The sequence below is a fragment of the Brevibacillus sp. FW301-21C12A genome, from assembly GCF_058788915.1.
The window spans coordinates 1-22,948 of sequence record NZ_JBYTBG010000016.1 but is presented as its reverse complement, the minus strand read 5'-3'; the positions used below and the strand labels follow the sequence as shown (position 1 = coordinate 22,948).

At 55.4% G+C, this 22,948-nt stretch carries 25 protein-coding genes and 2 tRNA genes; 4 read left to right on the top strand and 23 right to left on the bottom strand.

What is annotated here, in order from left to right:
• Positions 1 to 21: 21 nt before the first annotated feature.
• The 3 genes from AC3WQH_RS12315 to AC3WQH_RS12305 all read right to left on the bottom strand — a co-directional run bounded on the left by AC3WQH_RS12315 (position 22) and on the right by AC3WQH_RS12305 (position 2,798).
• Positions 22 to 951, bottom strand: coding sequence for a fumarylacetoacetate hydrolase family protein (locus AC3WQH_RS12315; protein WP_005835454.1), 930 nt, complete (start codon positions 949 to 951; stop codon positions 22 to 24).
• A 340-nt stretch (positions 952 to 1,291) separates the two neighbouring features.
• The gene (locus tag AC3WQH_RS12310; RefSeq protein WP_005835452.1) at positions 1,292 to 2,218 is read right to left on the bottom strand and encodes an RluA family pseudouridine synthase; all 927 of its coding nucleotides are present in this window, start codon (positions 2,216 to 2,218) and stop codon (positions 1,292 to 1,294) included.
• A gap of 82 nt (positions 2,219 to 2,300) precedes the next feature.
• On the bottom strand, positions 2,301 to 2,798 hold the full coding sequence (locus AC3WQH_RS12305) for a hypothetical protein (protein WP_005835450.1): 498 nt from the start codon (positions 2,796 to 2,798) through the stop codon (positions 2,301 to 2,303).
• Between the two features lie 132 nt (positions 2,799 to 2,930).
• Here AC3WQH_RS12305 and AC3WQH_RS12300 point away from each other — a divergent pair, with 132 nt between their 5' ends.
• Positions 2,931 to 3,467 (top strand): GNAT family N-acetyltransferase, encoded by a 537-nt coding sequence (locus AC3WQH_RS12300; RefSeq protein ID WP_005835448.1) that lies wholly within the window; start codon positions 2,931 to 2,933, stop codon positions 3,465 to 3,467.
• Positions 3,468 to 3,484: 17 nt separating this feature from the next.
• Here the strand turns inward: AC3WQH_RS12300 and AC3WQH_RS12295 are convergent, their stop codons facing one another.
• The 5 genes from AC3WQH_RS12295 to AC3WQH_RS12275 all read right to left on the bottom strand — a co-directional run bounded on the left by AC3WQH_RS12295 (position 3,485) and on the right by AC3WQH_RS12275 (position 6,654).
• Positions 3,485 to 4,183, bottom strand: coding sequence for an MBL fold metallo-hydrolase (locus tag AC3WQH_RS12295; protein WP_026557512.1), 699 nt, complete (start codon positions 4,181 to 4,183; stop codon positions 3,485 to 3,487).
• 2 nt (positions 4,184 to 4,185) lie between these two features.
• Positions 4,186 to 4,818, bottom strand: coding sequence for a TetR/AcrR family transcriptional regulator (locus AC3WQH_RS12290; protein WP_026557513.1), 633 nt, complete (start codon positions 4,816 to 4,818; stop codon positions 4,186 to 4,188).
• Between the two features lie 212 nt (positions 4,819 to 5,030).
• Entirely contained in the window at positions 5,031 to 5,552 is a 522-nt protein-coding gene (gene tpx, locus AC3WQH_RS12285; protein ID WP_005835444.1) for a thiol peroxidase, read from the bottom strand.
• A gap of 88 nt (positions 5,553 to 5,640) precedes the next feature.
• The gene (locus AC3WQH_RS12280) at positions 5,641 to 6,174 is read right to left on the bottom strand and encodes a hypothetical protein (protein WP_005835441.1); all 534 of its coding nucleotides are present in this window, start codon (positions 6,172 to 6,174) and stop codon (positions 5,641 to 5,643) included.
• A 48-nt stretch (positions 6,175 to 6,222) separates the two neighbouring features.
• Positions 6,223 to 6,654, bottom strand: a complete 432-nt coding sequence (locus tag AC3WQH_RS12275) for a gamma-glutamylcyclotransferase family protein (protein ID WP_005835440.1) — start codon at positions 6,652 to 6,654, stop codon at positions 6,223 to 6,225.
• 129 nt (positions 6,655 to 6,783) lie between these two features.
• On the opposite strand from AC3WQH_RS12275, the gene pyc reads away from it, so the two are divergent.
• Entirely contained in the window at positions 6,784 to 10,230 is a 3,447-nt protein-coding gene (gene pyc / locus AC3WQH_RS12270) for a pyruvate carboxylase (RefSeq protein ID WP_007784636.1), read from the top strand.
• Between the two features lie 73 nt (positions 10,231 to 10,303).
• Entirely contained in the window at positions 10,304 to 11,554 is a 1,251-nt protein-coding gene (fliD, locus tag AC3WQH_RS12265) for a flagellar filament capping protein FliD (protein WP_005835439.1), read from the top strand.
• 69 nt (positions 11,555 to 11,623) lie between these two features.
• Here the strand turns inward: fliD and ytfJ are convergent, their stop codons facing one another.
• From ytfJ to AC3WQH_RS12200, 13 genes are all read right to left on the bottom strand, one after another.
• Positions 11,624 to 12,082 carry a GerW family sporulation protein gene (ytfJ, locus tag AC3WQH_RS12260; protein WP_005835438.1) on the bottom strand — a complete coding sequence of 153 codons (459 nt, stop codon included), beginning with the start codon at positions 12,080 to 12,082 and terminating at the stop codon, positions 11,624 to 11,626.
• 116 nt (positions 12,083 to 12,198) lie between these two features.
• On the bottom strand, positions 12,199 to 12,864 hold the full coding sequence (locus tag AC3WQH_RS12255) for a DUF2953 domain-containing protein (RefSeq protein ID WP_005835437.1): 666 nt from the start codon (positions 12,862 to 12,864) through the stop codon (positions 12,199 to 12,201).
• Between the two features lie 66 nt (positions 12,865 to 12,930).
• Entirely contained in the window at positions 12,931 to 13,902 is a 972-nt protein-coding gene (locus AC3WQH_RS12250) for an S-layer homology domain-containing protein (RefSeq protein ID WP_005835435.1), read from the bottom strand.
• Positions 13,903 to 14,132: 230 nt separating this feature from the next.
• On the bottom strand, positions 14,133 to 14,780 hold the full coding sequence (gene sleB, locus AC3WQH_RS12245; protein ID WP_005835434.1) for a spore cortex-lytic enzyme: 648 nt from the start codon (positions 14,778 to 14,780) through the stop codon (positions 14,133 to 14,135).
• A gap of 101 nt (positions 14,781 to 14,881) precedes the next feature.
• The gene (gene spoVAE, locus AC3WQH_RS12240; protein ID WP_005835433.1) at positions 14,882 to 15,232 is read right to left on the bottom strand and encodes a stage V sporulation protein AE; all 351 of its coding nucleotides are present in this window, start codon (positions 15,230 to 15,232) and stop codon (positions 14,882 to 14,884) included.
• A gap of 16 nt (positions 15,233 to 15,248) precedes the next feature.
• Positions 15,249 to 16,253: a stage V sporulation protein AD gene (gene spoVAD / locus AC3WQH_RS12235; RefSeq protein WP_005835431.1), complete on the bottom strand. Its 1,005-nt coding sequence runs from the start codon at positions 16,251 to 16,253 to the stop codon at positions 15,249 to 15,251.
• A gap of 3 nt (positions 16,254 to 16,256) precedes the next feature.
• Positions 16,257 to 16,730, bottom strand: coding sequence for a stage V sporulation protein AC (gene spoVAC / locus AC3WQH_RS12230; protein ID WP_310670532.1), 474 nt, complete (start codon positions 16,728 to 16,730; stop codon positions 16,257 to 16,259).
• A gap of 18 nt (positions 16,731 to 16,748) precedes the next feature.
• Complete coding sequence (locus AC3WQH_RS12225) at positions 16,749 to 17,609, bottom strand: DUF421 domain-containing protein (RefSeq protein WP_005835429.1); 861 nt, start codon at positions 17,607 to 17,609, stop codon at positions 16,749 to 16,751.
• Positions 17,610 to 17,679: 70 nt separating this feature from the next.
• Positions 17,680 to 17,886 (bottom strand): DUF1657 domain-containing protein, encoded by a 207-nt coding sequence (locus AC3WQH_RS12220; RefSeq protein ID WP_005835427.1) that lies wholly within the window; start codon positions 17,884 to 17,886, stop codon positions 17,680 to 17,682.
• 155 nt (positions 17,887 to 18,041) lie between these two features.
• On the bottom strand, positions 18,042 to 18,245 hold the full coding sequence (locus tag AC3WQH_RS12215) for an alpha/beta-type small acid-soluble spore protein (protein WP_005830919.1): 204 nt from the start codon (positions 18,243 to 18,245) through the stop codon (positions 18,042 to 18,044).
• A 54-nt stretch (positions 18,246 to 18,299) separates the two neighbouring features.
• On the bottom strand, positions 18,300 to 19,454 hold the full coding sequence (locus AC3WQH_RS12210; protein WP_005830917.1) for an MGDG synthase family glycosyltransferase: 1,155 nt from the start codon (positions 19,452 to 19,454) through the stop codon (positions 18,300 to 18,302).
• Positions 19,454 to 20,035: a YkoP family protein gene (locus AC3WQH_RS12205; protein ID WP_005830916.1), complete on the bottom strand. Its 582-nt coding sequence runs from the start codon at positions 20,033 to 20,035 to the stop codon at positions 19,454 to 19,456. The genes AC3WQH_RS12210 and AC3WQH_RS12205 overlap by 1 nt, the downstream gene beginning before the upstream one ends.
• 74 nt (positions 20,036 to 20,109) lie before the next feature.
• Entirely contained in the window at positions 20,110 to 20,760 is a 651-nt protein-coding gene (locus tag AC3WQH_RS12200) for a TerC family protein (protein WP_492332059.1), read from the bottom strand.
• A gap of 216 nt (positions 20,761 to 20,976) precedes the next feature.
• Here AC3WQH_RS12200 and AC3WQH_RS12195 point away from each other — a divergent pair, with 216 nt between their 5' ends.
• A complete protein-coding gene (locus tag AC3WQH_RS12195; protein WP_221843266.1) occupies positions 20,977 to 22,146 on the top strand; it encodes a sensor histidine kinase in 1,170 nt (389 codons plus the stop codon).
• A 526-nt stretch (positions 22,147 to 22,672) separates the two neighbouring features.
• Here AC3WQH_RS12195 and AC3WQH_RS12190 read toward each other — a convergent pair.
• Positions 22,673 to 22,746: transfer RNA gene (locus AC3WQH_RS12190), tRNA-Gly, on the bottom strand.
• Between the two features lie 12 nt (positions 22,747 to 22,758).
• Positions 22,759 to 22,846: transfer RNA gene (locus tag AC3WQH_RS12185), tRNA-Leu, on the bottom strand.
• Positions 22,847 to 22,948 lie beyond the last annotated feature (102 nt).

Here is a 22,948-nt window from a genome sequence, read left to right as displayed (position 1 = left end):
GCTTCCCCCTTTTTTCCATCGTTATTCGCTGATCGTATTGACGAGCACGCCGAGGCGCTCGACTTCCAGCTCGACCACATCGCCCGGCGCAAGCCAGCCGTGCTGTTCCGGCCCCAGTTCCAAAATGCAGCCGGTGCCAACCGTGCCGGAGCCGATGACATCGCCCGGATACAGCATGCAATCCTGCGAGGCGCGCGCGATCATTTCCGCAAACGTATAGTGGATGTCGCGCAAATTGCCGCGGGAGTACTCCACGCCGTTCACCCGCGCCACCATCGCGAGATCGTAGCGGTCGCCTTTTTCCCCCGGCACACGCACAGCTTCCAGCTCGTCTGGCGTCACCAGCCACGGCCCCATCGAGGTAGCGAAGTCTTTGCCTTTGGCTGGCCCCAGCCCGACCTTGACCTCTTCGCGCTGGATATCGCGCGCGCTCCAGTCGTTGAGAATCGAGTAGCCCGCAATATGCTCGTGCGCCCGCTCTACAGGGATATCCGTCCCCGCCTTGCCGATGACGCAAGCCACTTCCAGCTCGTAGTCCAGCCACCGGGTCGTCTTCGGCCGCCGAATGCTCGCCTCCGGTCCGCTAAAAGCCGCCGTGTTGGAAAAGTAAAAGACGGGAAACTCGTACCATTCGGGAATCATCTCCAGCCCGCGGCGTGCTCGCGCCGTTTTCACATGCGCCTCGAAGGCGTAAAAATCGCGAAAGCTGGCGGGACGCGGCAACGGCGATCCAAGACGCACCCCCTGCAACGCCACGTCTGTTTCGGAAGCAGGTGCGCTTTCGGAAATCGACGCCAGCCGCTCCCTCCACGCGTCCCACTGCTCCAGCAGCTCCTGCATCGTGCTCGGCGCGCCTGGAAGTGCGCTTGCGATGTCCCTGACTGTTTCGCCAAGCAGCAGCCCTGCCCGCCACGCCGTTTGCTCGTCTGGCCGATAGGAGACTACTTTCATGCGCTCCACTCCTTTTCTTTGGATGAGCAATCCTGGCTGCGTCAATGATTGGCACAGCCTTCGTTGCCCTTTTACTGGATAAAAATCTTATCCATGCTTATCTGTACAACAAAAAAACCCAGCTTACCCCGTTCGCTCATCCGGTGCATGACAAACAAGAGGGTTCCCCCTAGCTCTTGTCAACTATGCCGAAACATGCGTCAGGCGCAAGCTGGGTCTGTCTGCTACCGAAAAAAATCTTGCGGGATTTTTCCCCGCAGACAACCAGCGTATTTCCTGTTTCTTCTATCATATCGAAAACGCTTTCAGCTTTCCAGAGGAAATTGCCGAATTTTTTCGGCTACATCCCTTCCTTGTCATGCACAGGCAGCGCGGGAAAAAACTTTTGCAACAACGCCTGCATGTCGTCTGGCAGCGGCTCTGCAAACGCCATCGTCTCCTTGCTGCGCGGGTGGACAAAAGACAGCCGCGCCGCGTGCAGCGCCTGCCTGCCGATATGCTCCCGCCCGCCTGCGTACAAGTCGTCGCCTGCGAGCGAATGCCCGATGCTCTGCATGTGCACCCGAATCTGATGGGTGCGCCCCGTCGCAAGCTTCAGCTCCAGGAACGTCATGCCGTCACCGCGAGCCAGCACGCGATAGTGCGTGACGGCCGCTTGTCCATCCGGCCGAATCTGCCGCGTGATAAAGGAGTTTTCCGCAAGCCCGATCGGCGCATCAATCGTCCCTTCCTCCGAAGCGATGATCCCCTCGGCAATCGCCTGGTAATAGCGGTGCAGCGTCCGGTCCTGCTGCATCCGGCTGAACTGCTCGTGCGCCCACTGATTTTTCGCGACAATCATCAAGCCAGACGTATCTTTGTCCAGACGGTTGACGGCGCGAAATCTTCTCGCTTCGCCGCGCTTTTTCCAATAGGCGATCACGCCGTTGGCAAGCGTGCCTCCCGGATGGTTGCCCGTCGGATGCACGACCAGGCCGGCCGGCTTTGCGATCACCATCAAGTCCTCGTCCTCGTAGCGGATACATAGCGGCATTTCTTCGGGAGCCACCGTCTCTTCTTCCTCTATGTCTACCATGACAGCCAGTTCATCCCCGGCTTGCAGCCGTTCGTTCACAAACACGAGCGTGCCGTTGCGCGTAATCGTTCCTTTGAATTTGGCCCGGATCAGCAAGCGGCGCGACACACCGTAGCGCTTTTGCAGCACTTCCCGTACCGTCTGGCCCTCATCTGCCTCGTCCGCCGTAAAGCGTATCAATTCTTCCTGCATGTTGTCTCTCCTTTAGGTCTTCCCTGCATTCCCTGCTGTCCAGTATAGCAAAAAGACCCGCCGCAAGGACAACCTGCTTCTGCTACAGCGGGCGCTGCTGCCCGTTTTGCCTGACCTCAATCACGAAGGCATGTCCCGCATCTCCCTGGCTCCACTGGCCGCGCACGTCGAACAAATACCAGCCTGGCTGCTCGGGCACCTTCCACTGGTTGCCGTTTTCCAGCAATTGCTCGATTCGCTTCGTCCCGATCCATTGCGCAACCGTCAACGATTCATCAGTAGGCGGGGGCGAAAACGTAACCGTCAGCACGGCTCCCGGACTCACCTGCAGCGGCTTGGGCTTTTGTTCGCCGATCACTTCCGGGGGAGCGGCCATATCTTTGCAGACCGCCTCGTTTTCGTAGCTCCAGCAGGATGAGGTCGGAACCGTCGCCGCTGTTTTTCCTTGCCACGCGATGACAGGCTCCGGCGGTTGGGCGAGCTGTTGCGAATGCGGCTGATGGACCCAGCCAATCTGGCAGCCTGCCAAGAGCAAGGCAGTTGCCACGTACAGCGCGGCTATCCTTTCTACCTTTTTCATCCAATCACCTCTCCCATTAGACGAAAAAAAGAGCGATTCGTTTCAACCGTTTTTGGAAATTCGTGCTATTCTATCTAGTAAATTCACCTGGAGGCGCGGCCATGCGCCTCGCAAAAGAATGGAGAGATAAGGATGACCGAACCGTCTGTCAGTGAACGCTCCGGCCTGCTCATTCGCGAGTTTGATCCGCAGCGTGACTCGCTGGAAGCATTGACCCGCCTGTTGAACACCGCTTATCAAACGCTTGCCGAAATGGGTTTCCACTTTGTCGCCGCGAGCCAGGACGCAGCCACTACCGCGAAAAGAATCGCCTCCGCTACCTGTCTCGTCGGCTTGCTTGACGGTCAAATCATCGCGACCATTTCTTACTATCCGCCAGCCAAGACAAAAGGCACGCCCTGGTACGACGAGCCGTTCGTCGCCAAATTCGGCCAATTCGCTGTCGATCACCGTTATCGCAAGCACGGCATCGGCAGCCTCTTCATCCAGCGCGCAGAAGAGCTGGCGATCGCGGACGGGGCCACGGAACTTGCGCTGGATACGGCCGAAGGGGCGGAACATCTCAGACGCTACTACGCGGCAAAAGGCTATCGCTTCATCGCGTACGCGCAGTGGAGCACGACCAACTACCGCAGCGTCCTGATGAGCAAAAGACTGTCGCACGACTAAGCTTTGCGCTTTTGTCCCTACTGTAGCGTGCTCGCCGGAATGGAAAAGGTGCGGGACATTTCGGCCAAATACCCGTCGAGTTGCTCGGCGGGATTGTGCACGGCATCGCCATGGCATACTTCCAGCCGCAGCGGCTGAAGCTGCCGCAAAATCCGGCTGCTTTTCACCGCCTCTGTCATGTCAGCGGTGAACATCGGCATAGGACGATGCAGCCTGCCTCGCTTCGACGTAAACAAGTCGCCCGCCAACAGCACACGATCCTGCTCGTGATAGTAGATGACATGCCCTGGCGAATGGCCTGGCGTCCAATACGGCTGCAGTCCGGCGATGGCGGCCAATCCTCCGCCTTCTGCTTCCGGCAGCGGCTGCGCCAGGCCAGCCTGTACGTTGAACTCCCGTTTTTTGCGGCGCGGGTACAGCTCGCGGCCTTCCATGTACGGAATCTCGATCCGATGCGCATACACTGGCACTTGCTCCGCCGCGACGAGCTTTTGGACGGCCCCGACATGATCGGAGTGGCCGTGCGTCAGCAAGATGCGCTTCAGCGGGCCCGCGCCCTGTTTTTTCAAAAAAGCCGCAATGCCTTTTGCCATGAACGGCATCCCCGCATCGACCAGGGTCACGCCGTCCTCCTCCAGCACCGCCCAGACGCGCACGGGAATCAGCATCCACGCCTTGATGCACCATATATGCGCCGAGATTTGCTCTGCTTTCATCTTCAACCACTCCTTGTCATCAGTTGTTTGCTGCCCGCGAGGATGACGTCGACAGCGAGATCGAACGTCGGGGCCAATCTCTCCAGCAGACCGTCCAGCGTTTCCTCTGAATGCGTATAAGTCCCGACAATGCCGTGCAACGTATAAAAGTAAATCCGTGAAAACGCAAGCGCTTCCGCTTCCCCGACCTCTTCGGGCAAGGAGAGCTGCATCGCCCGGCGCAGCAGCGCAAACAAATGCGTGCGCAGCGCCTGGAGCTCTTTTTCCGGCTGCTCGACGTCGATGCGGGATGCTTTCACCATGAAAAACAGCGTGTACATGTTGCGGTTGCCGAGGCAAAAGCGGATGAACTGTCGGCTGATTTCGCGCAGCTTCGCCTCGGGGGGTACGGCTTCGTCTGCCAGCGTGCGCTCCATCTGCTCGGCCAGGCTTTGCAGCGGGCCTTTGGAGAGCTGATGCAGGAGCGCTTCCTTGTCTTTGAAATAAATGTAGAGCGTCGTATGGGAGCAGCCTGCGGCCTTGGCGATCTCGCGAATCGAGACGGCTTCGAATCCCCGCTCCGCGAAAAGCGCTGTCGCCGCAGCAAGGATGGCGCGCTTCGTTTCCTCTGAACGTACTTCCTGTCTGCTTGCCATGATTAAGCTTCACTCCTGATCTGATGTCCACCGAAGAAGTAACCAGTGGTTAGTAACCGTTGGTAATAATATAACCACTGGTTACCAAAATCGTCAAGCCTTTTTTTCCAAACACAGGAAACGCTCTGGCCCAACCGCAGCAAAAGCAAAAACCCCCTCTCGTCTCCAGGACGAACAGGGGGTTTCCTCAATACCAGCTTATGGCGCGAAACTTACTTCGCAGCTTTCGCAGCAGCGATCGCAGCTTCGTAGTTTGGATGCTCGCCAGCAGCAGGCACGTATTCTGCATAGACAACCTTGTCGTTTGCATCGACAACGAAAACAGCGCGGGACAAAAGACGGAACTCCTTGATCGCTACGCCGTAAGCCGTACCGAAGGACAGGTCTTTGTGGTCAGAGACAGTTTTCACTTTGTCGATGCCAGCAGCACCGCACCAGCGGTTTTGCGCGAATGGCAGGTCAACGGATACAGTCAGCACAGTTACGCCTTCCAGACCGGCAGCCTCTTCGTTGAAGCGGCGAGTTTGCGCGTCGCAAACGCCAGTGTCGATGGACGGGATTACAGAGATGATGCGCACGGTTCCTTTGGAATCGTCCAGTGTAACAGGGGACAGGTCGCCGCCTACTACGGTGAAGTTAGGAGCAGTATCTCCCACTTTGATTTCCGGACCGAGCAGGGTTACAGGACCCCCTTTGAAAACAAATGCGCCTTGACGTTCAACAGCAGTTGTCATGATTTCTTCCTCCTCACCAAATCTTTCATATGTACCTCATTTATCATACCCTATCATTCACTTTTTTTCACTATGCCAATAGTAGAAATTACAGATTCACTTGCACTTTCCCCGACGATTTGGCATCGCCCTTCACGATCCGCTTCACTTCGTGCTCGTACTCCCAGTCGGTTTTCGCGTTCAGCTCGTGGCAACGCATCAGCGCGTGATAGAGGGCGAAGACGAAGTCGACATGCTTCATCTCGTAGCGGGTTCCGTGCGCTTTTGGCAGGGCGGTGTTGATAATTTCGATCTGATAGGTAGCCTTCTCCCGCTTCTCCCTGACGGGGACGATGTAGCCCATCTGCTTCAGCACAAAGCCGTAGTCAAACTGGCCCTCGTCGTCAAAGTCAATCGTGTCGTCAGACGTAGCCAAATACTCCAGCAGCGTGCCCATATCCAGCGTCTCAAAGCAGGCCGGCTTGGGCAGCGCCAAGACCGAGCCATCCTGGTTCACAAAATAAATATGGTCGCGATAATGGAAGATCAGTTCGTCTTCGGGAACTTCCTCGGAAAACATCCAGAAGCTTTGCGGAATCAGCAAGCGCCAGATTTGCGCAGGGTTCGCATTCATCAATTCCATGGCAGGGTCCCTCCTTTACCCTACCAGTTTTGGCAAAACGCGCCTCTGCTATTCAGCCGCCTCTTCCATAAACCTCCGCCAGTCGCCGTGCTCTACCTTGGTCCCGGCTTGTCTCACGTAGTCATGGTCCAGGTAGCGATAGACGTACACGGGCACCTCCTGCCCCGTTTCGGCCAAACGGGCAACAACGACAGTCCGCTCGTACTCGTTGCGCGGGTCCCCCTGTCCATAATACGTCTCCAGCTCGTCGAGGACAGCCAATGCCTTTTCGTACACCTCAGGGGCAAAGTCAAGAATCGCGCCTGTCACTTCCGCCCCTTCCCCCAGCAGCAAGCCGGGATAGCCTTCTGGCAAATGATAGATTTCTCCTTCGATCGTCGCCTTGGCTTCCGTATGGGGAAACGGCTTGACGCAAAGCGCATGATTGTGAAAACCTTTTAGCAATGTGCCGTAAACGAAAACGGGAAGCTGCTTTTGCACATGGACTCACTCCAATCTGTTCGCTGATGGTGAAAAAGAAAAAAGGGTGTCTTGTATAGCGAAAATTTTGTATATTTATGCTATATATATTTTTTCATGTCTCGTCATGAGACGGAGGGGGAGAGAAATTTGGCAAAGAGAAAGATCAATCGGTTACTGGTAGCAAACCGCGGCGAGATCGCGATCCGCATCTTCCGCGCTGCCACTGAGCTCGGCATTCGCACTGTCGCGATTTACTCCGAGCAAGACAACGTCTCGATTCATCGTTTCAAAGCGGACGAGTCCTACCTCGTCGGTGCCGGAAAAGGCCCGATTGAAGCCTATCTGGATATCGACAGCATCATCGAGATCGCCAAGCGCAACGATATCGATGCGATCCACCCAGGGTATGGCTTCCTCGCCGAAAATGCCGATTTCGCCAAGCGCTGCCAGGAGGAAGGGATCATTTTCATCGGACCTTCTCCTGAACTGATTGAAAAATTCGGTGACAAGGTAGAAGCGCGCAAGCTTGCCATCGAAGCGCAAATTCCGGTCATTCCAGGGACGCCGGAGCCGATCGAATCGCTGCAGGAAGCTCTTCTGTTTGCCAAAGAGTACGGCTATCCGATCATCATCAAAGGGGTTTCCGGCGGCGGCGGCCGCGGCATGCGCATCGTGCGCAGCCAGGACGAGCTGCAGGAGTCGCTTGATCGCGCCCGATCCGAAGCACGTTCATCGTTTGGCAACGCCAAAGTGTATTTGGAGCGCTATCTGGAACAGCCCAAACATATCGAAGTGCAAATACTGGGCGACAACCACGGCAACATCGTGCATTTGTACGAGCGCGACTGCTCCGTCCAAAGACGCCACCAAAAAGTCGTGGAAGTGGCGCCAAGCCTTTCTCTTGATGACAACCTGCGGGAAGAAATTTGCCAGGCCGCTCTCACCCTCATGAAAAAAGCTGGCTACTCCAACGCGGGGACGGTCGAGTTTTTGCTCACGCCGGACAAGCGCTTTTACTTCATTGAAGTCAATCCGCGCATTCAGGTGGAGCATACGATTACCGAGCTGATTACCGGCATCGACATCGTGCAGTCGCAAATCCGCGTCGCGGAAGGACACGCCCTCTCCGATCCGGAAATCGGGATCGCCTCGCAGTCCCAGATTCAAATGAGCGGCTATGCGATCCAGTGTCGCGTAACGACCGAAGATGCGGAAAACAACTTCCTGCCCGATGCTGGCCGCCTGTCAGCCTGGCGCTCCGGCGGTGGCTTCGGCGTCCGTCTCGACGGCGGAAACGGCTATCCCGGCGCGATCATCACACCGTTTTACGATTCGCTTTTGGTCAAAATCTCCACGTACGGAACCAGCTTTGACCAGGCCGCGCGCAAAATGCTTCGAACGCTGCGCGAATTCCGCATCCGCGGTGTGAAAACCAACCTGCCTTTCCTGGAGAACGTCGTGACGCATCCTGATTTCCTCAGCGGGAACTACGACACCTCCTTCATTGATACAAAGCCGGAGCTGTTCGTGTTCCCCGGTCGTCAGGACAGGGGTTCGAAACTACTATCGTACATCGGCAACACGATTGTCAACGGCTATCCGGGCATGGCAAAGCCGGACAAAAAGCCGCACTTTGACACTCCGCGCATTCCGCGCACGCCGTTTGCCCAGCCGTATCCGGACGGCACGAAGCAAATTTTGGACAAGGAAGGCGCCGCTGGCCTCGTCCGCTGGATTCAGGAGCAAAAGCAGGTGCTCGTGACCGACACGACATTCCGCGATGCTCACCAGTCTTTGTTTGCCACACGCGTGCGCACCTACGACCTCGCCTCGATTGCCGAAGCGACAGGCAAGCTCGGCGCGGGACTTTTCTCCCTGGAGATGTGGGGCGGTGCCACGTTTGACACGTCCATGCGCTTCTTGCAGGAATCGCCGTGGGAGCGGCTGCAAATTTTGCGCGAGCGCATCCCGAACGTCCTGTTCCAGATGCTTTTGCGCGGGGCAAACGCAGTCGGCTACACGAACTACCCGGACAACGTCATTCAGGCATTTGTCAAAGCTTCTGCGGAAAACGGCATCGACGTCTTCCGGATCTTCGACAGCCTGAACTGGCTGCCGGGCATGCAGACAGCGATTGATGCGGTGCGCGAAACAGGCAAAGTGGCCGAAGCGGCGATTTGCTACACGGGCGACATTTTGGACCCGACCAAAACGAAATACACCCTGTCCTACTACGTCAACCTGGCAAAAGAGCTGGAAAAAGCCGGGGCGCACATCCTCGCCATCAAAGACATGGCGGGCCTTTTAAAACCTTACGCTGCCTATGAGCTCGTCTCCGCCTTGAAGCAGGAAATCGGCATTCCGATCCACCTGCACACGCACGATACGTCCGGCAACGGCGCGGCGATGCTGCTCAAAGCGGTCGAAGCAGGAGTCGATATCGTCGACGCGTGCGTCAGCTCCATGTCCGGCCTGACCTCGCAACCGAGCCTGAACGGCTTGATCGCGAGCCTCGCCCACACCGAGCGCGATACGGGCCTGTCGCTTGAGTCGTTCAACAAGCTGTCCGATTACTGGGAGGACGTCCGCCCGTACTACCAAGGCTTCGAGAGCGGCATGAAGGCCAGCAACACAGAAGTGTACGTCCACGAAATGCCGGGCGGCCAGTACACCAACCTGGAACAGCAGGCTAAAGCGGTCGGTCTGGAAGGACGCTGGGACGAGGTGAAGCGCATGTACGCTGTCGTCAACCAGATGTGCGGCGACATCGTGAAGGTCACCCCTTCCTCCAAGGTCGTCGGCGACCTGGCCCTGTTCATGGTGCAAAATAACCTGAACGAAGAAAACATTTGGGAAAAAGGCGAACGCCTCGACTTCCCGGACTCTGTCATCCAGTTTTTCCAAGGCTACCTGGGCCAACCGCCAGGCGGCTTCCCGAAACGTTTGCAACAGCTCGTGCTGAAAGGCCGCGACGCTTTCACCGCTCGCCCTGGCGAACTGCTGGCGCCGATTGATTTTAACGAGGTCGCTGCTGAGCTGGTGGAAAAAATCGGACGCGAGCCGAGCGAGCTGGATGTGCTGTCGTACATCATGTACCCGCAAGTGTACCTGCAATATGACCAGCGCCTGAAAGAATACGGCGACCTGTCCGTCCTGAACACCCCTACGTTCTTCTACGGGCTGCGTCCAGGCGAAGAGACGGCGATTACGATTGAGCGCGGGAAAACGTTGATTATCAAGCTGGTTGCCGTCGGCGAACTGCATCCGGACGGCCGCCGCATCATTTACTTCGAGCTGAACGGACAGCCGCGGGAAATTTTCGTCCGCGACCAGTCGGCCAAAGTCTCGGAGACGATCCGGCGCAAGGCTGATCCGCAAAACTCCGCTCACCTGGGCGCCTCGATGCCGGGCAAAGTGTTGAAAGTGCTCGTGTCCGAAGGGGACAAGGTACGCAAAGGCGAACACCTCCTCGTCAGCGAAGCGATGAAGATGGAGACGACCATCCAGGCGCCGCAGGACGGAAAAGTCAAGGCCGTTTACGTCAAAGCGGGCGAAGCGATCGAAACTGGCGATCTGCTCATTGAAATGGAGTAGGCATCGTCTATAATGGAAAGTAGCAGACGATGATTTCCATCGTATTCCAATTGTTCGCAAGGAGGCGATCGACTTGAAATTGGATCGGGTCAGCCATATTCCGTATAGCCAGCGAGTCGGCCGCTACCATTTCCAGATGGTTCAGGCGAAGCTCGGCGCACCTGTCGAACCGATTTTTGGCTATAGCCTGCAGCCATACTACACCCGACAGCAACAGTGGATGGCTGATCTCTCCGATTCCTTGTCCCGCCTGTACCGCTTTTTTGCTGACCTGGACAACGCTGCGCGCGAGTTTGATCCGTCTCGGCCAAACAGCGCGATCAACCAGCGAGCTGTCGCCTCCTCTGCTCCCGAAGCGGCAGCCGTCCAGGCAGATTCGCAAGCAGCGAGCGGCACGCACCGTTTGCGCATCGTCTCGCTGGCGAGCGGACAGTCCCATACAAGCAAAGCGTTGCCGGGCGACGCTCCTACCGTCGTCTTGGAAGGCCCGCAGCAATTTGTCCTGCGCATGGGCGAGCAAGAGGAGCTGTTTTCCTACGATTCGCAAGCCAGCGACTCTCACGCGGACAGCCTCCGCTCCATTGCGGAAGCGCTGCGGGGCAGTTCCCTTGGCCTCGACGCCCGGATCGTCTCCGAAGGCCAGTCCATCGCCTTGACGGTATCGTCGCGGCAGAGCGGAGCCGCCGCGGCTTTTGAACTGTGGGATGTGACGGGAAATACCGTTCGCTCGCTTGGGCTGGACCGCGTCACGCAAAAAGCATCAGACGCTGTCTACTTGTGGGATGGCGTGCAGCACACAAGCCCGTCCAATCGCGTAACGCTCTCGGACGGTGCGGTGCAGCTTTCCTTGCGCCAAGCGGGGGAAAACGAGATTGCCATCACCATCTCGCCCGACATGGAGCAACTGCTGCGGCACACCCGCACGCTGGTCAACGGCTACAACCGCCTGCATGCGTTTTTGGCGGAGCAGTCTCCTGTACTCGCGACACAAAAGCTCGACACGTTCACGCGGATGGCGCAAGCATCCGGCGGAGCGCTCGGCAACTATGGGCTTCGCGTACAGTCGGATGGGCAGATCGCCCTGGATGAGTCGGCCTGGCGTGCGGCGGTGTCCGCGAACTTTCCCGGGTTTGCCAAGGAAATGGCGGGCCTGTCCCGCTCTTTTCGCGAGGAAGTCATTCGGGTGCAAAGCAAGCCGTTTGCCTCGTTCTCCCGCTCGTATGAAGCGGCGACGTCGGCCAATCCGTACGAACAGACGACAGCCTCTGGCATGCAGTTCCGCTTTGCCACGCGAACTGGCTTGTTTTTCAATCAATTGTGGTAAAGGCTTGCGAGCCACGCCAATAAAAAACAGGTATGCCCTGGCCATAGGCCGCATACCTGTTTTATTTTCTTATCCCCGGTCTATCAGCTCTTCCAAGTCGTGCTCGTCTACTCTCACCCTTACCGGCTGGGTATGAACAGGTGGTTCCTCCTGCTTTTTAAACAGCGACTGCATCTTGTCCACAAACTGCGGGACCGAATCGAGAATCCGGTCGTACAGATGTGTCGTATTTTCAAGCGGTATGGAGCGGATTCCTTGTTTTCCGACCACTAAAAAGGCAACCGGAGTAATCGAGACGCCGCCCCCGCTACCGCCGCCAAAAGGGTGGCCTGCGATTCCCTGGTGATGCTGGTCGTACTGAAACTCGCTTCCCCCTGCCGCAAAGCCAAATCCTACCTTGGAGATCGGGAGAATCACGCTGCCGTCAGGTGTCTCGACCGGATCGCCAATGATCGTGTTGACGTCGACCATTTGCTTGATGTTTTCCATCGCTGTACGCATTAAGCCCTGAATGGGGTGGTCTGCCATAATAAGCTGCTCCTCCTTCCTGTATGTCTCATCTGTTAACATTCCCCCAACGATTTCAGAGCATGTACTGCTGGCTTTCGTTATTATGCTGAACCTATGAGCAGACTTCTGCTTTTTTACGCCTGCGATGGCGTCGTTTGCCATTTGCGCTGGTTGCTTCTTCTGATCCGCAGCGCAATTTTCAATAAGGACAAAAGAAAATGACCCAAATAAAAATGAAAGACGCAGCGAAACGTCGTCTGGATGACGGCTGCGTTCCAGACTGGCTGGACGCTCATCGCCGGCATCGCCCGCAGCGAGATGGAATGCGACAGGACGCCGACAATCACGCTTTTGACGCCCCAGATGATCCCGGTCAGTGCCCCGGTCTCAGCCGCCTGCCCAGTGCCCAAAAGCGTATGCCACTCCAGCTTGGTGCAGTGAATCTGCTTGCACAAGTCTTTGATGAGCGGCAACAAATCCCGCACCCGATCGACAAGCTCCCGGTAGTTGTGATACAACTCTTTCACTTGCCTGCGGGTAAAGTCTTTGACCTTCTCCTGTATTTTGCTTCCTTGCTGGATCGTGTCCACCTGCGCTACCAACTCCTGGCCGGCAGGAGACACCTTGAACAGCAGCATCGGGATCTCGTATCTTCGGGAAAACAAGCCGTGCCATACCGTAATCTCGACTTCTAGCTGGTCGTCTTCCTCTTTTCGACTGTAGTAACAAGTGATTTTCACTGGCGTGACGGCAAGCAGCGCCAGCAAGGCAAACAATCCGGCAAATACCCAGCCCCACAAAAAAATCCCCTCTTTCCACCGTTAGTATGAGTGGAAAGAGCAGGAAATATGTTCGAAAACTTAGCGTTAATCCAGCACGTACACTTTCACGCCTTGCTTCATGCCGTAGCTGCGGGCTTGCTGCAAGGTCGGCAAATACAGGTCGACATGGCGCTGTTTGACTGCGCCGCCGATGTCGGCCGCGACCGCATAGCCGTAGCCGTCGATATACAGATGGCTTCCCAGCGGAATGACGGACGGATCGACAGCGACGACACCCTCGCGCAGCGGATACTCCAGGTACGAGAGGATCGGCTGGTTCGGATTGCTGTACGCGGTCGTCTGGACGGTCAGCGCTTGCTTGTAAGCGGTTCCGTTAAAAAGCTGCTGCGAACTTTTCGCGGCCTCGCTTTTGACCAGGTGCAGCGCCGCATACGTGGCTGCTTCCGCTCTCGTCATCGCGTTTTTCGGCTTCAAGGTACCGTCTGCATACGGGCTGACCAAGCCTTTTTCCAGCGCGTAAACGAATGCCCGCTGGTAGCTCTTGCCCACGCTTTGCCCATCGGGATACTTGGCCAGTGTCTGGATCGTCGTCGACCATTTCACCTGGTTGACGGCACCGCTTTCGCCCTTGGAGCGAATCAAAATGGACACAAGCTCTTCTCTGGTGACAAGCTCATCAGCCTGCAAAAACAATTGGCTTCCTTGCTTCGTTCCGTGGACGATCCCGAGCCGATAAGCTGTTTCCGCAAAAGGAGCCATCCAACTGCTTGCAGGTATGTCGGCAAACGGCGACTGACTTGTCGTACCCGGCGCAATGCCCTTTGCTTTCACAAACATCGTCACCAGCTCGCCGCGAGTGACAGGATCGTCCGGGCGGAACGACTCGGCGTTGCCAACAGCCCCTGCTATGTAAAGTTTTTCAATTTCTTTTTTGGCCCAATGGTCGGCAATGTCTGTATAAGGTGTCGCATTCGTCTCGTTTGTCTTTGCCTCTGCGACTGGCGTGCCGATGACCAGCAAGGCTGCCAGCGAGGCCAGGATCAGTTGTTTCCTCATCATCATCCTCCAAAAAAGCGATTTGCAATCCTTTCGTTTCATTTTATCGAAACATTTCGGGAACACAATGTACAATTGTTCCCAATGGCCGCTTGGACAGAAAAATAGCGCTTTGGGCCGGGCAGCCCCGTACACCGGACCCGTTTGCCTTCGTGAAAAAAGGCCCCTGATCGGCGCATGGTGCGCCAAAATCAAGAGCCAAAATCAAGAGCCTTTTGTTCCGCGCTGCGTTATTTGGCGAAAATATGCTTGCCGATCTTCACGACTTGCGGACGAGACCAGATCCATTTGGAGGTGGCGGTCGATGGATTGAAGTAATAGAGCGCACCATTGGTTGGGTCCCAGCCTCTTACTGCTTCCCATGCGGCCCGGTAGGCCGTCTTGTTGGGGCTCAACCAGTACTGTCCATCAATGACCGCCGTAAACGCGTACGGCTCGAAAATGACTCCCTTGAGCGTGTTCGGAAAGTCTTTGGACTTCAGACGGTTCAGGGCTACCGCCGCGACGGCCACCTGCCCGGTAAAGCTTTCTCCCCGTGCTTCTGAATAGACCAACTGGGCGAGCATTTGCATCTCGTTTCGATTGACCGATACTTTTTTTAACGCCCGCCATGTATTTGTACCAGCGACGCCATCGACTGGCAGTCCGTATGCTTTTTGAAACTTTTTGACTGCCTGGACGGTGTTCGCTCCGTAGCTGCCATCCAGCCGGTCCGTATAATACCCCAACAGTTGCAGACGATACTGCAAATCCCACACATCCCCGCTCTCGCTGCCTCGCTTCAAGAGCGGCGCAGCAAAAGATTCAGCAGGGCAAACAAACGCGACGGCAAGCATCGCCGAGAGCAGGGTCGTCAATGTTTTTTTCATCCATGACATGAACATCCCCTCCTTACGCCACCATTCTACTAGCTGGCGAAAGTAGGTTCAATTCAAGCATTTTGGCAGCACAGGTAACATATGACGCGCTTTTTCCTCTTTTAGCCTTTTGGCCGGAAGATCAGGGCCATGAAAAAGCCAAAGACGATCGCCGCCGATATGCCTGCGCTGGTCACTTCAAAAATGCCGGTCACAATGCCGATCAGCCCGTGCTGCTCTGCTTCGGCCATCGCGCCGTGGACGAGGGCATTGCCGAAGCTGGTGATGGGAACGGTAGCGCCTGCCCCGGCAAACTGGACGAGCGGCTCATACAGCCCGAAGCCGTCCAGCACCGCCCCGGCGACCACCAGAGATGACATCGTATGCGCCGGTGTCAGCTTGACGACATCCATGAGAAACTGGCCGATCACACAAATGATTCCCCCTACGAGAAACGCCCATAAAAACGTCATGCTATCACTCTCCAGGTCACTCGGACTCGATGGCCACGGCGTGTGCGACACAAGGGATGCTCTCCCCTTGCTGATACGAGATGGGCGATAGCAGCGCGCCTGTCGCCACCACCAGCATCCGCTTCCATTCGCCTGCGCTCATCCTCCGCAGCAGGTGGCCATATGTAACGGTCGCAACGCAGCCGCAGCCGCTCCCTCCGGACCAGACATTCGGGTTGTCTCCATAGATGAGCTTCCCGCAATCAATGTAGCGCTGCAGCGGCACCATCACGTTATGTTTAGGCAATAGTTCCGACAAAATCGCATGCCCCACTTTCCCCAAGTCTCCCGTTACCACCAGGTCGTAGTGGTCGTGCGGGAGCTGGAAGTCGCGAAAATGCGTTTCGATCGTCGACAGCGCAGCCGGAGCCATCGCCGCCCCCATGTTGAACGGATCGGTCATCCCCATGTCCACGACTCGGCCAATCGTGGCGCCTGCTATGCGCAAGCCTTTACCTTTGTTGCCGACGACCGCTGCTCCTGCTCCCGTAACCGTCCACTGGGCGGTCGGCGGCTTCTGGGAGCCGTACTCTGTCGGGTAGCGGTATTGCTTTTCTGCCGCCCCGTTGTGGCTGGACGTCGCCGCGAGCACGCAGTCCGCCGCCTGGCTGTCCACGAGCTGCGCAGCCAGTGCCAAGCCTTCCATGGCGGTCGAGCACGCCCCGAAAATGCCGAGAAACGGGATCGCCAGCGTGCGGGCGGAAAAGCTGGCGGAAATGATCTGGTTCATCAAATCGCCTGCGAGCAAAAAGTTGATCTGCTCCTTCGCCAGCCCCGCTTTTTCGATGGCTTTCGAGCACGCTTCCTCCAGCAGCACCTTTTCCGCCTTTTCCCAGCTCTCCTGACCGATCATCAAGTCCCCGTGCAGCGTATCGAAATCCTCTGCCAACGGCCCCTGTGCTTCAAATGGCCCGCCGATGGCAGCGTGGCCGAGAATAAACGGCTTGGAGGGAAACACCCACGACTGATGGCCCTGGCGCATGCGTCACCCTCCCATCGTAAACAACGTTTTTAACAGACCGATGATGAAAGCGGCAACAACCCCAAACACAATGACAGAGCCTGCGAGCTTGAACATATTGCCGCCGACGCCAAGCACCAGCCCTTCGCTTCTATGCTCGATGGCGGCTGAGGTAATCGAGTTGGCAAAGCCCGTCACCGGAACACTCGTCCCCGCCCCCGCCCATTGCGCAATCCGGTCGTAGACGCCCAGCCCTGTGAGCAGCGCCGAAAGCAGGATCAGGACAGCGGCTGTCGGATTTCCGGCCGTTTTCTCGGTAAAGTCAAAGTATCGGATGAACAGCTCTGTAATCCCCTGGCCAATCAGGCAGATGAGGCCCCCCACGAAAAAGGCGCGGATGAAGTTGCGCACGAGCGGACGCTTAGGCTCATGGCGCATCGCCAACTGCTGATACTCTTGCTGCACGGGGGTCAGATTCTTCTTTTTTTGATCCGCCACTTTTCTCTCACTCCTTTTTTACCGTATCAAAAACGGCTTCAATTGGTCGATGACTTGCTGCAATTGCTCCGCGTCACGCTGATAAGTCTGTTTGGCCTCTTCGCTTTTCGTCGCAAGGGCAAACAGCTCCAGATCGGCCTGGCATTTTTTCAGTGTCGCAAACGTCAGCTTCATCGCTTGCGGGGCGGGCACCTGAATTTTGTCGTCATACAAATCGAGGTACAGCTCGCCGCCTTTGTCGACCTGGCCGAGAAACACGTTCTCCAGCGCCACGCCCGCTTTTTGCAATTGCGTGCGCACCCAACGGCGATTGTAGCCCGCTGTCGCCAACGGCTCGTCCATGATGACGCCATCCATAATGACGACCTGGTTTTCTTCTGCCGGCGACACGGTCAATTCCAACTGCTGCGGCGTCACGGGTTGGTTCTCGGACTTCAAGAGCACGCTCAGTTCCCCGTTTGTCTCCATCAGGGCGAACTCCACGTCCGCTACCCGGAACACGTTTTTGATTCGCAGTTGCTCCAGCAATTCTTCCGCCGTGAGACGTTCCTTTTTCAGATTGTCCTCCAAAATTTTCCCTTCTTTAATAAGAACGGTCGACTTGCCATCGAAAAAGTCGCGCAGCACCTTGCTTTTGAGCGTCAGCCATTCCATCAGGACAGGGACAATCGCAAAAACACCCATGGCAATCAGACTGTGAACAATCGGTCCGTCCAACTCCGTCGCCAAGAAGGCAGCGATGGAGCCGATCGTAATGCCGACGATGTATTCAATGAGCGAAAGCTGCTTGATTTGCCGCTTTCCAATGATTTTCGTCAGAATAAACAAGTATGCCAGCGCTCCCAGCGAGCGTAGCAAAATATTGAACCAGTCAGGCATGCTCCACCTCCGTCAGCCCTTAAAAGAAAAGCCAAGAGAGAGGGAGTCCCTCTCCCTCATTCACAGCAGGCTAGAAGCCTTTGTACTGTGGCTCTTCGTTCTCCAACTCTGTCACGCGTTGCTGCAGGTTGTTCACAATCGTTTGGGTTTGCTCGGCAGCTTCTGTGTACAGTTGCTTCGCTTGCTTGTTTTGCGTGCTAAGCGCGAACGACTCCAAATCTGCCTGCGCACCCTTCAGGCTGGCAAGCGCCTGTTTTACTTGTGCTCCAACTGTCATAATCCTTTCACCTCCCAACACCTATAGAATTAGCCTCTCACGCTGAAAATATGCGGTCGAGTTTGCCTTTTTTTCTGTAACTTGTTTCCAAATAATTCTATATGCATGAAAAAGGAAAGACACCCGCAGGTGCCTTCCCTCATCCAGCTATGCAATTAGCCACGGCCAGCCAATTGTTGTTCAGCGAAGGCAACAAGACGTTTTGTGATCTCGCCACCCACTGAACCGTTTTGACGGGAAGTGGTGTCCGGACCAAGCTGAACGCCGAATTCAGAAGCGATTTCATACTTCATTTGGTCCAGCGCTTGGTTTGCTTGAGGAACCACCAGATTGTTGCTAGAGCGGTTGTTGTTAGCCATCTGTAATCACCTCCTCGTCGTTGGTAGGTTTAATATGTGTGAAGTTTTCGTTGTTCATTCGCCTTTTTCATTTCCAAATTTAGACTCCAGTTGAAAAAGCAGCTCAGCGATATGGGTAGCCGCTGCCGGACGCCTTAGCTTGTCCATCTGCCGGGCGATCCTATCCTTTTGATCGGAGTGGCGCCAGCGCCTGATAATCTCCCGGATTTCCTGCGGCGTACTCGCCAGCACGGCTGCGTTTTGCTGCGTGAGAAAAGCGCTGTTATGCCTTTCCTGACCGGGCAGCGGCTGGTACAGGATCAGCGGCGTCCGCAAAGCGAGCGACTCCGCGCACGTAATGCCTCCGGGCTTGGTCACGTACACGTCTGCCGCGCCAATCCACTGCCACATGCAGTCTTCAAAGCCTTTGACGACAAGCTGGTGCCGCTGGCCGCTGTGCGCTTGCTCTGCCTCCAACTGCTTTTTTAGGCGGGCATTTTTTCCGGTTAGCGCGACGACCTGCAGCGGCTCCTCCTCTGTGAGCAAAGCGCGAATGACTTCTTCCATCTGACCGTAGCCGCCCTCGCCTCCGCCGATCAGCACCGTAAAGCGCTCCGGAGCAATTCCCAGCCGCTTTTTCCACTCGTGCCTGGCCGTCTTCTCTGCCAGGCTGAACGCATGGCGGATCGGAATGCCGCAGACGTGAATTTTTTCCGGGCGGATCTGGTAGCGCCGTTGCAGCCGCTCTGCCATCTGCTCATGCGCTACCATATAAGCGTCGATCTGCGGATCTACCCAAAAGCGGTTAATGTGAAAATCAGTCGGCACACTGACCAACCGAAACGGCTTGTCCGCCTTTTTCTTCGCATAGGCAAGCGCCGACAGGCAGTAGGCATGCGTCGCAATTACGACGTCCGGCTGTTCCGCCTGCAGCACCCGCCGAAGCAGTCGCGTCGAGAGCCACCAGCCAAGCGGCTTGGACAGCGACTTTCCCCACATCTCATCCTGTTCGTACATGCTGTGCCAGATGGGCTTGGCGTATTTGAGCATGTTGAAATAAAAAAAACGGGACAGCACGCGCAAACCCGGGCTGGCTGTCTGTAAGCCTCCGATCACCCGGGCTGATTCCGCACCGTCCATTTTTTGCAAAACCTCCTGAAGCGCCTCTGCCGCTACCCGATGCCCACTGCCTGCCCATTCCTCGGTGACCAGTAAAAAACGTTTGGCCATCAAAGCGTATCTCCTGTCGACGCGCCTTGTCCGTAACGCGCAAGCAACAACTCCTTGGACATGTAGACCCGTTTTAGCGGCATGTCGTGCTTCCACGTCTGCACCCGTCTTTTGCCGTTGGGATGAACCAGCCTGAGCATGAGCCGCAAGTACCAACGCTTGTAGCGGAAAAACCAGTTCATCGGCACGTCCGAGATGGAAAAGCCCAGCGGGGCGACTCCTTTGTGCAGCATGGTTGTGCCTACGATTCCTTTGATTTGCTCCCGCTCCTCCATCGCTTCCAGAAAGGCGGCCAACCTGGGCAGCGACTGCAAAATATGCCTGCGCAACAGCAAGGCGACCCGCAGCTCGTCCTGCACTCCCCGGCAGAGCGTAGCAAAGTAATAGTTGTGAATATGTATTTTCAAAATCAGATCGCCGTCATGAATGGTCCGCTCGTCTGACGTGCGTAATGTCTCCCCCCGATAACGCAAGGGAACGACCCGGAAGATGTTGTTCCCTTTTTCGATGTAGGTAAGTCTGGTGCACCGTTGGTAGATTTCATCCCAGTATCCCCATAGCATCAAGAGATTTGTGTTCATGTGCAACGGTTCCTTTCCAGCGATGTTTACTTTGTTTGTAGTATTCCCCAGTATCGCTTCCTTTCATTACCTCTTCAGGCCCTTTTCATCCGTCCCCACAGCATGATCGCTGCCGAGGCAATGGCCGGGAGCCACATGTGGTTAAGCATCAGCGGATTGATCCATTTCCACACGTACGGGTCTTCGAGACACATGTCCACCGCTGTAAAGGCCAACACCCCGCCGCCGAGAATGACCAGGCCTGGAAAACGGTTCATAAGCCTGGCGACCCATGTGCTTCCCCACATTAACAGCGGAATGCTCATTCCCAGTCCAAGCAAAACCAGCCATATATCGCCATGCGCCGCTCCACCAACCGCCAAAACATTATCCAGGCTCATTACAAAATCCGCCAATATAATCGTTCTGACCGCCTGGCCGATTGTCTGATTATGCGCTACCTCTGTCGTTTCCTCCTGGTTGCTCACCATCAGCTTGATGGCAATCCATAAGAGCAGTCCTCCCCCGACCGCCTTGACAAGCGGAATATCGAGCATCCAGGTCGTCACGCCCGTCAACCCGATTCGCAGGACAACAGCCCCGATCGTTCCAAACAGGACAGCACGGCTTCGCTCCCGCAGAGGCAAGCCCCGACAAGCCATACCTATGATGACAGCATTGTCGCTGCTCAGCACCAGATCAATCATGAAAATATGCACCAGACCCAGCCAAAAATGCTCTCCCATCCCTGCCTCCCTGGTCCATGTAAATGTTTGTCCATTCTACTTTATGCGATTAGAATCGGACTCATGATTGAATATTTTTCCGAATAAAGGCGTATTTCAGCGGATTTTGTCAATAAAAAAATCCCACAAAAAAACATTTTATCGCGAAATCGGGATAATTATACCTTGTCTAATCTTACCCTTTTCCCTTACGATTTTAGTGGGGTGGATAATGCGATGGTGGAGACTGTGACGCTTAATCTATTGAACGTTTCACGGAAAATTTTAGATTTGGCTCCAAGAATTACTACGATATGGTTACAGGAAATTGTTCGCAGTATGGAAATTCCTGTAACCATTCCTCGTGATTTTGCGGAGAAACGAACTGTGCTCTTAGCCCGTTATCTGGTGGAAGACGTAGATCAGGACATGCAGAACTGGGCACTGGATATGGGAGAGTGGCTGCGTTCGCAGGAGTTCCCCTTTTCCTCCATTTTGCGTACGTATCAGTTGTATCGAAATGTCTTTTGGCGCGTGCTTCAGCCTGAACTGCAACAATGGTCCCTCTCTCCGCAGGAGATGCACTATCTGGAGCGACAACTGGGGAAGGCGATGGATGAGAGTGTGTTCTGGGCTGTCTATCATTTCGAGCAGATGATAAACAAGGAGCTCGTGCAAAAGGAAGAAACGATTTCCTACCTGCACAATGACAAACTGACCATGCTGGGGAAAATCGCCGCCAACATGGCGCATGAGCTGCGCAATCCGCTGTGCGCGATTGAAGGCTTTCTCAAGCTGATTAGCGAGTCTACGCAGGAGCAGGCACAACTGCAGACGTACATTCAAGTCGTGATGCATGAATTCGAAAATTTGCACCGGCAAATAACAGGTTTTCTCAGCTTCTCCAAAAAACCGATTTTAGATGAAATTTTCAAAACTGTCCAAGTTGAGCAACTGCTCGCCGAAGTAGAAACGCTCATTACTCCGCGACTGGTAGGAGAAAACATACGCTTTGAAAAACAAGTCCACTCCTGCGCCCTGGCTTGTTATGAGGAAGGCTTAAAGCAGGTCGTCGTCAATCTGTTGAACAATGCGATCGACGCTGTGCAAAATCGAACAGACAAGTACATCCACGTCATTGCCACCGCTTCGGATGGCTGGCTCTATTTGAGCGTGGAAAACAACGGAGAAATGATTCCTCCCGACATTGTCGAGATTTTGTTCCAACCGTTCTTTACGACCAAGCAAAATGGGACAGGCATCGGTCTGTCTATCTGCAAAAACATTATCGACAAACATAATGGCACCATCCATTGTGATTCCAACGAAAATCGTACCCGTTTCGTCGTGTCGCTGCCGATTTTATCGCCAGAAGAAGCAGCCGTCCAGGCAGCGGTATCTACGTGAAAGCATTCATTTTCTCCGCTTCTCCGCGCAAAAAAGCCTCCTGAGATTCAGGAGGCAATGCAAGAGATCCGTTACCTATTCGTTCGGTAAGCGACCTTAGCCTTACTGTACACGAAAACATATGTTTCTACCACTGAAAACGTCAGACAGCTTTCGACATCTGTTTTATGCAGCAGTCTGTCCCTCTATAGATGATGAAAACGTTCGTGCTCTTAAGCCCCGTTTGCGGGCGTTTCCTATTGGGCTTGGGCGAATTAGCGAGCTTGGGGCTGGGCCTATACGCACACGCTTGCACACTCGCTTTCGCGCCCGCATGCAAAAGGACCTGTGGCAAGGCTGAAGTGAATCGCCGCCTCGTCTCACAGGTCTTTTTCTGTGTGTGCGTCCTCCTTGCTTTTGTTCTTGCGTCGCTTTTGCCTCGGCCAAACGGTTCTGCCCAAGCTTGGCCGCAAGCGCTGTTTCGAGCTGAATCATCTTTTTTATTGCAAAAAAGCAGAGAGCCGATTGGTTCCCTGCTTTTTGTGTATGGAGCGGGTGATGGGAATCGAACCCACGCGACCAGCTTGGAAGGCTGGAGTTCTACCATTGAACTACACCCGCATCTGACTTATATGGTGCCGAGGACCGGACTTGAACCGGTACGGGAGAAACTCCCGACAGATTTTAAGTCTGTTGCGTCTGCCCATTCCGCCACCCCGGCAATTTCGTTACGAATCTTTGGGCAAATCATGGTCGGGAAGACAGGATTCGAACCTGCGACCCCTTGGTCCCAAGCCAAGTACTCTACCAAGCTGAGCTACTT

Excerpts from the sequence above, each read along its gene's own strand:
- AC3WQH_RS12315 (WP_005835454.1), bottom strand. The coding sequence starts at position 951 with ATGAAAGTAGTCTCCTATCGGCCAGACGAGCAAACGGCGTGGCGGGCA.
- AC3WQH_RS12310 (WP_005835452.1), bottom strand. The coding sequence starts at position 2,218 with ATGCAGGAAGAATTGATACGCTTTACGGCGGACGAGGCAGATGAGGGC.
- AC3WQH_RS12305 (WP_005835450.1), bottom strand. The coding sequence starts at position 2,798 with ATGAAAAAGGTAGAAAGGATAGCCGCGCTGTACGTGGCAACTGCCTTG.
- AC3WQH_RS12300 (WP_005835448.1), top strand. The coding sequence starts at position 2,931 with ATGACCGAACCGTCTGTCAGTGAACGCTCCGGCCTGCTCATTCGCGAG.
- AC3WQH_RS12295 (WP_026557512.1), bottom strand. The coding sequence starts at position 4,183 with ATGAAAGCAGAGCAAATCTCGGCGCATATATGGTGCATCAAGGCGTGG.
- AC3WQH_RS12290 (WP_026557513.1), bottom strand. The coding sequence starts at position 4,818 with ATGGCAAGCAGACAGGAAGTACGTTCAGAGGAAACGAAGCGCGCCATC.
- tpx (WP_005835444.1), bottom strand. The coding sequence starts at position 5,552 with ATGACAACTGCTGTTGAACGTCAAGGCGCATTTGTTTTCAAAGGGGGT.
- AC3WQH_RS12280 (WP_005835441.1), bottom strand. The coding sequence starts at position 6,174 with ATGGAATTGATGAATGCGAACCCTGCGCAAATCTGGCGCTTGCTGATT.
- ytfJ (WP_005835438.1), bottom strand. The coding sequence starts at position 12,082 with ATGGCAGACCACCCCATTCAGGGCTTAATGCGTACAGCGATGGAAAAC.
- AC3WQH_RS12250 (WP_005835435.1), bottom strand. The coding sequence starts at position 13,902 with ATGAGGAAACAACTGATCCTGGCCTCGCTGGCAGCCTTGCTGGTCATC.
- sleB (WP_005835434.1), bottom strand. The coding sequence starts at position 14,780 with ATGTCATGGATGAAAAAAACATTGACGACCCTGCTCTCGGCGATGCTT.
- spoVAE (WP_005835433.1), bottom strand. The coding sequence starts at position 15,232 with ATGACGTTTTTATGGGCGTTTCTCGTAGGGGGAATCATTTGTGTGATC.
- spoVAD (WP_005835431.1), bottom strand. The coding sequence starts at position 16,253 with ATGCGCCAGGGCCATCAGTCGTGGGTGTTTCCCTCCAAGCCGTTTATT.
- AC3WQH_RS12225 (WP_005835429.1), bottom strand. The coding sequence starts at position 17,609 with ATGCCTGACTGGTTCAATATTTTGCTACGCTCGCTGGGAGCGCTGGCA.
- AC3WQH_RS12220 (WP_005835427.1), bottom strand. The coding sequence starts at position 17,886 with ATGACAGTTGGAGCACAAGTAAAACAGGCGCTTGCCAGCCTGAAGGGT.
- AC3WQH_RS12215 (WP_005830919.1), bottom strand. The coding sequence starts at position 18,245 with ATGGCTAACAACAACCGCTCTAGCAACAATCTGGTGGTTCCTCAAGCA.
- AC3WQH_RS12210 (WP_005830917.1), bottom strand. The coding sequence starts at position 19,454 with ATGGCCAAACGTTTTTTACTGGTCACCGAGGAATGGGCAGGCAGTGGG.
- AC3WQH_RS12205 (WP_005830916.1), bottom strand. The coding sequence starts at position 20,035 with ATGAACACAAATCTCTTGATGCTATGGGGATACTGGGATGAAATCTAC.
- AC3WQH_RS12200 (WP_492332059.1), bottom strand. The coding sequence starts at position 20,760 with ATGGGAGAGCATTTTTGGCTGGGTCTGGTGCATATTTTCATGATTGAT.
- AC3WQH_RS12195 (WP_221843266.1), top strand. The coding sequence starts at position 20,977 with ATGGTGGAGACTGTGACGCTTAATCTATTGAACGTTTCACGGAAAATT.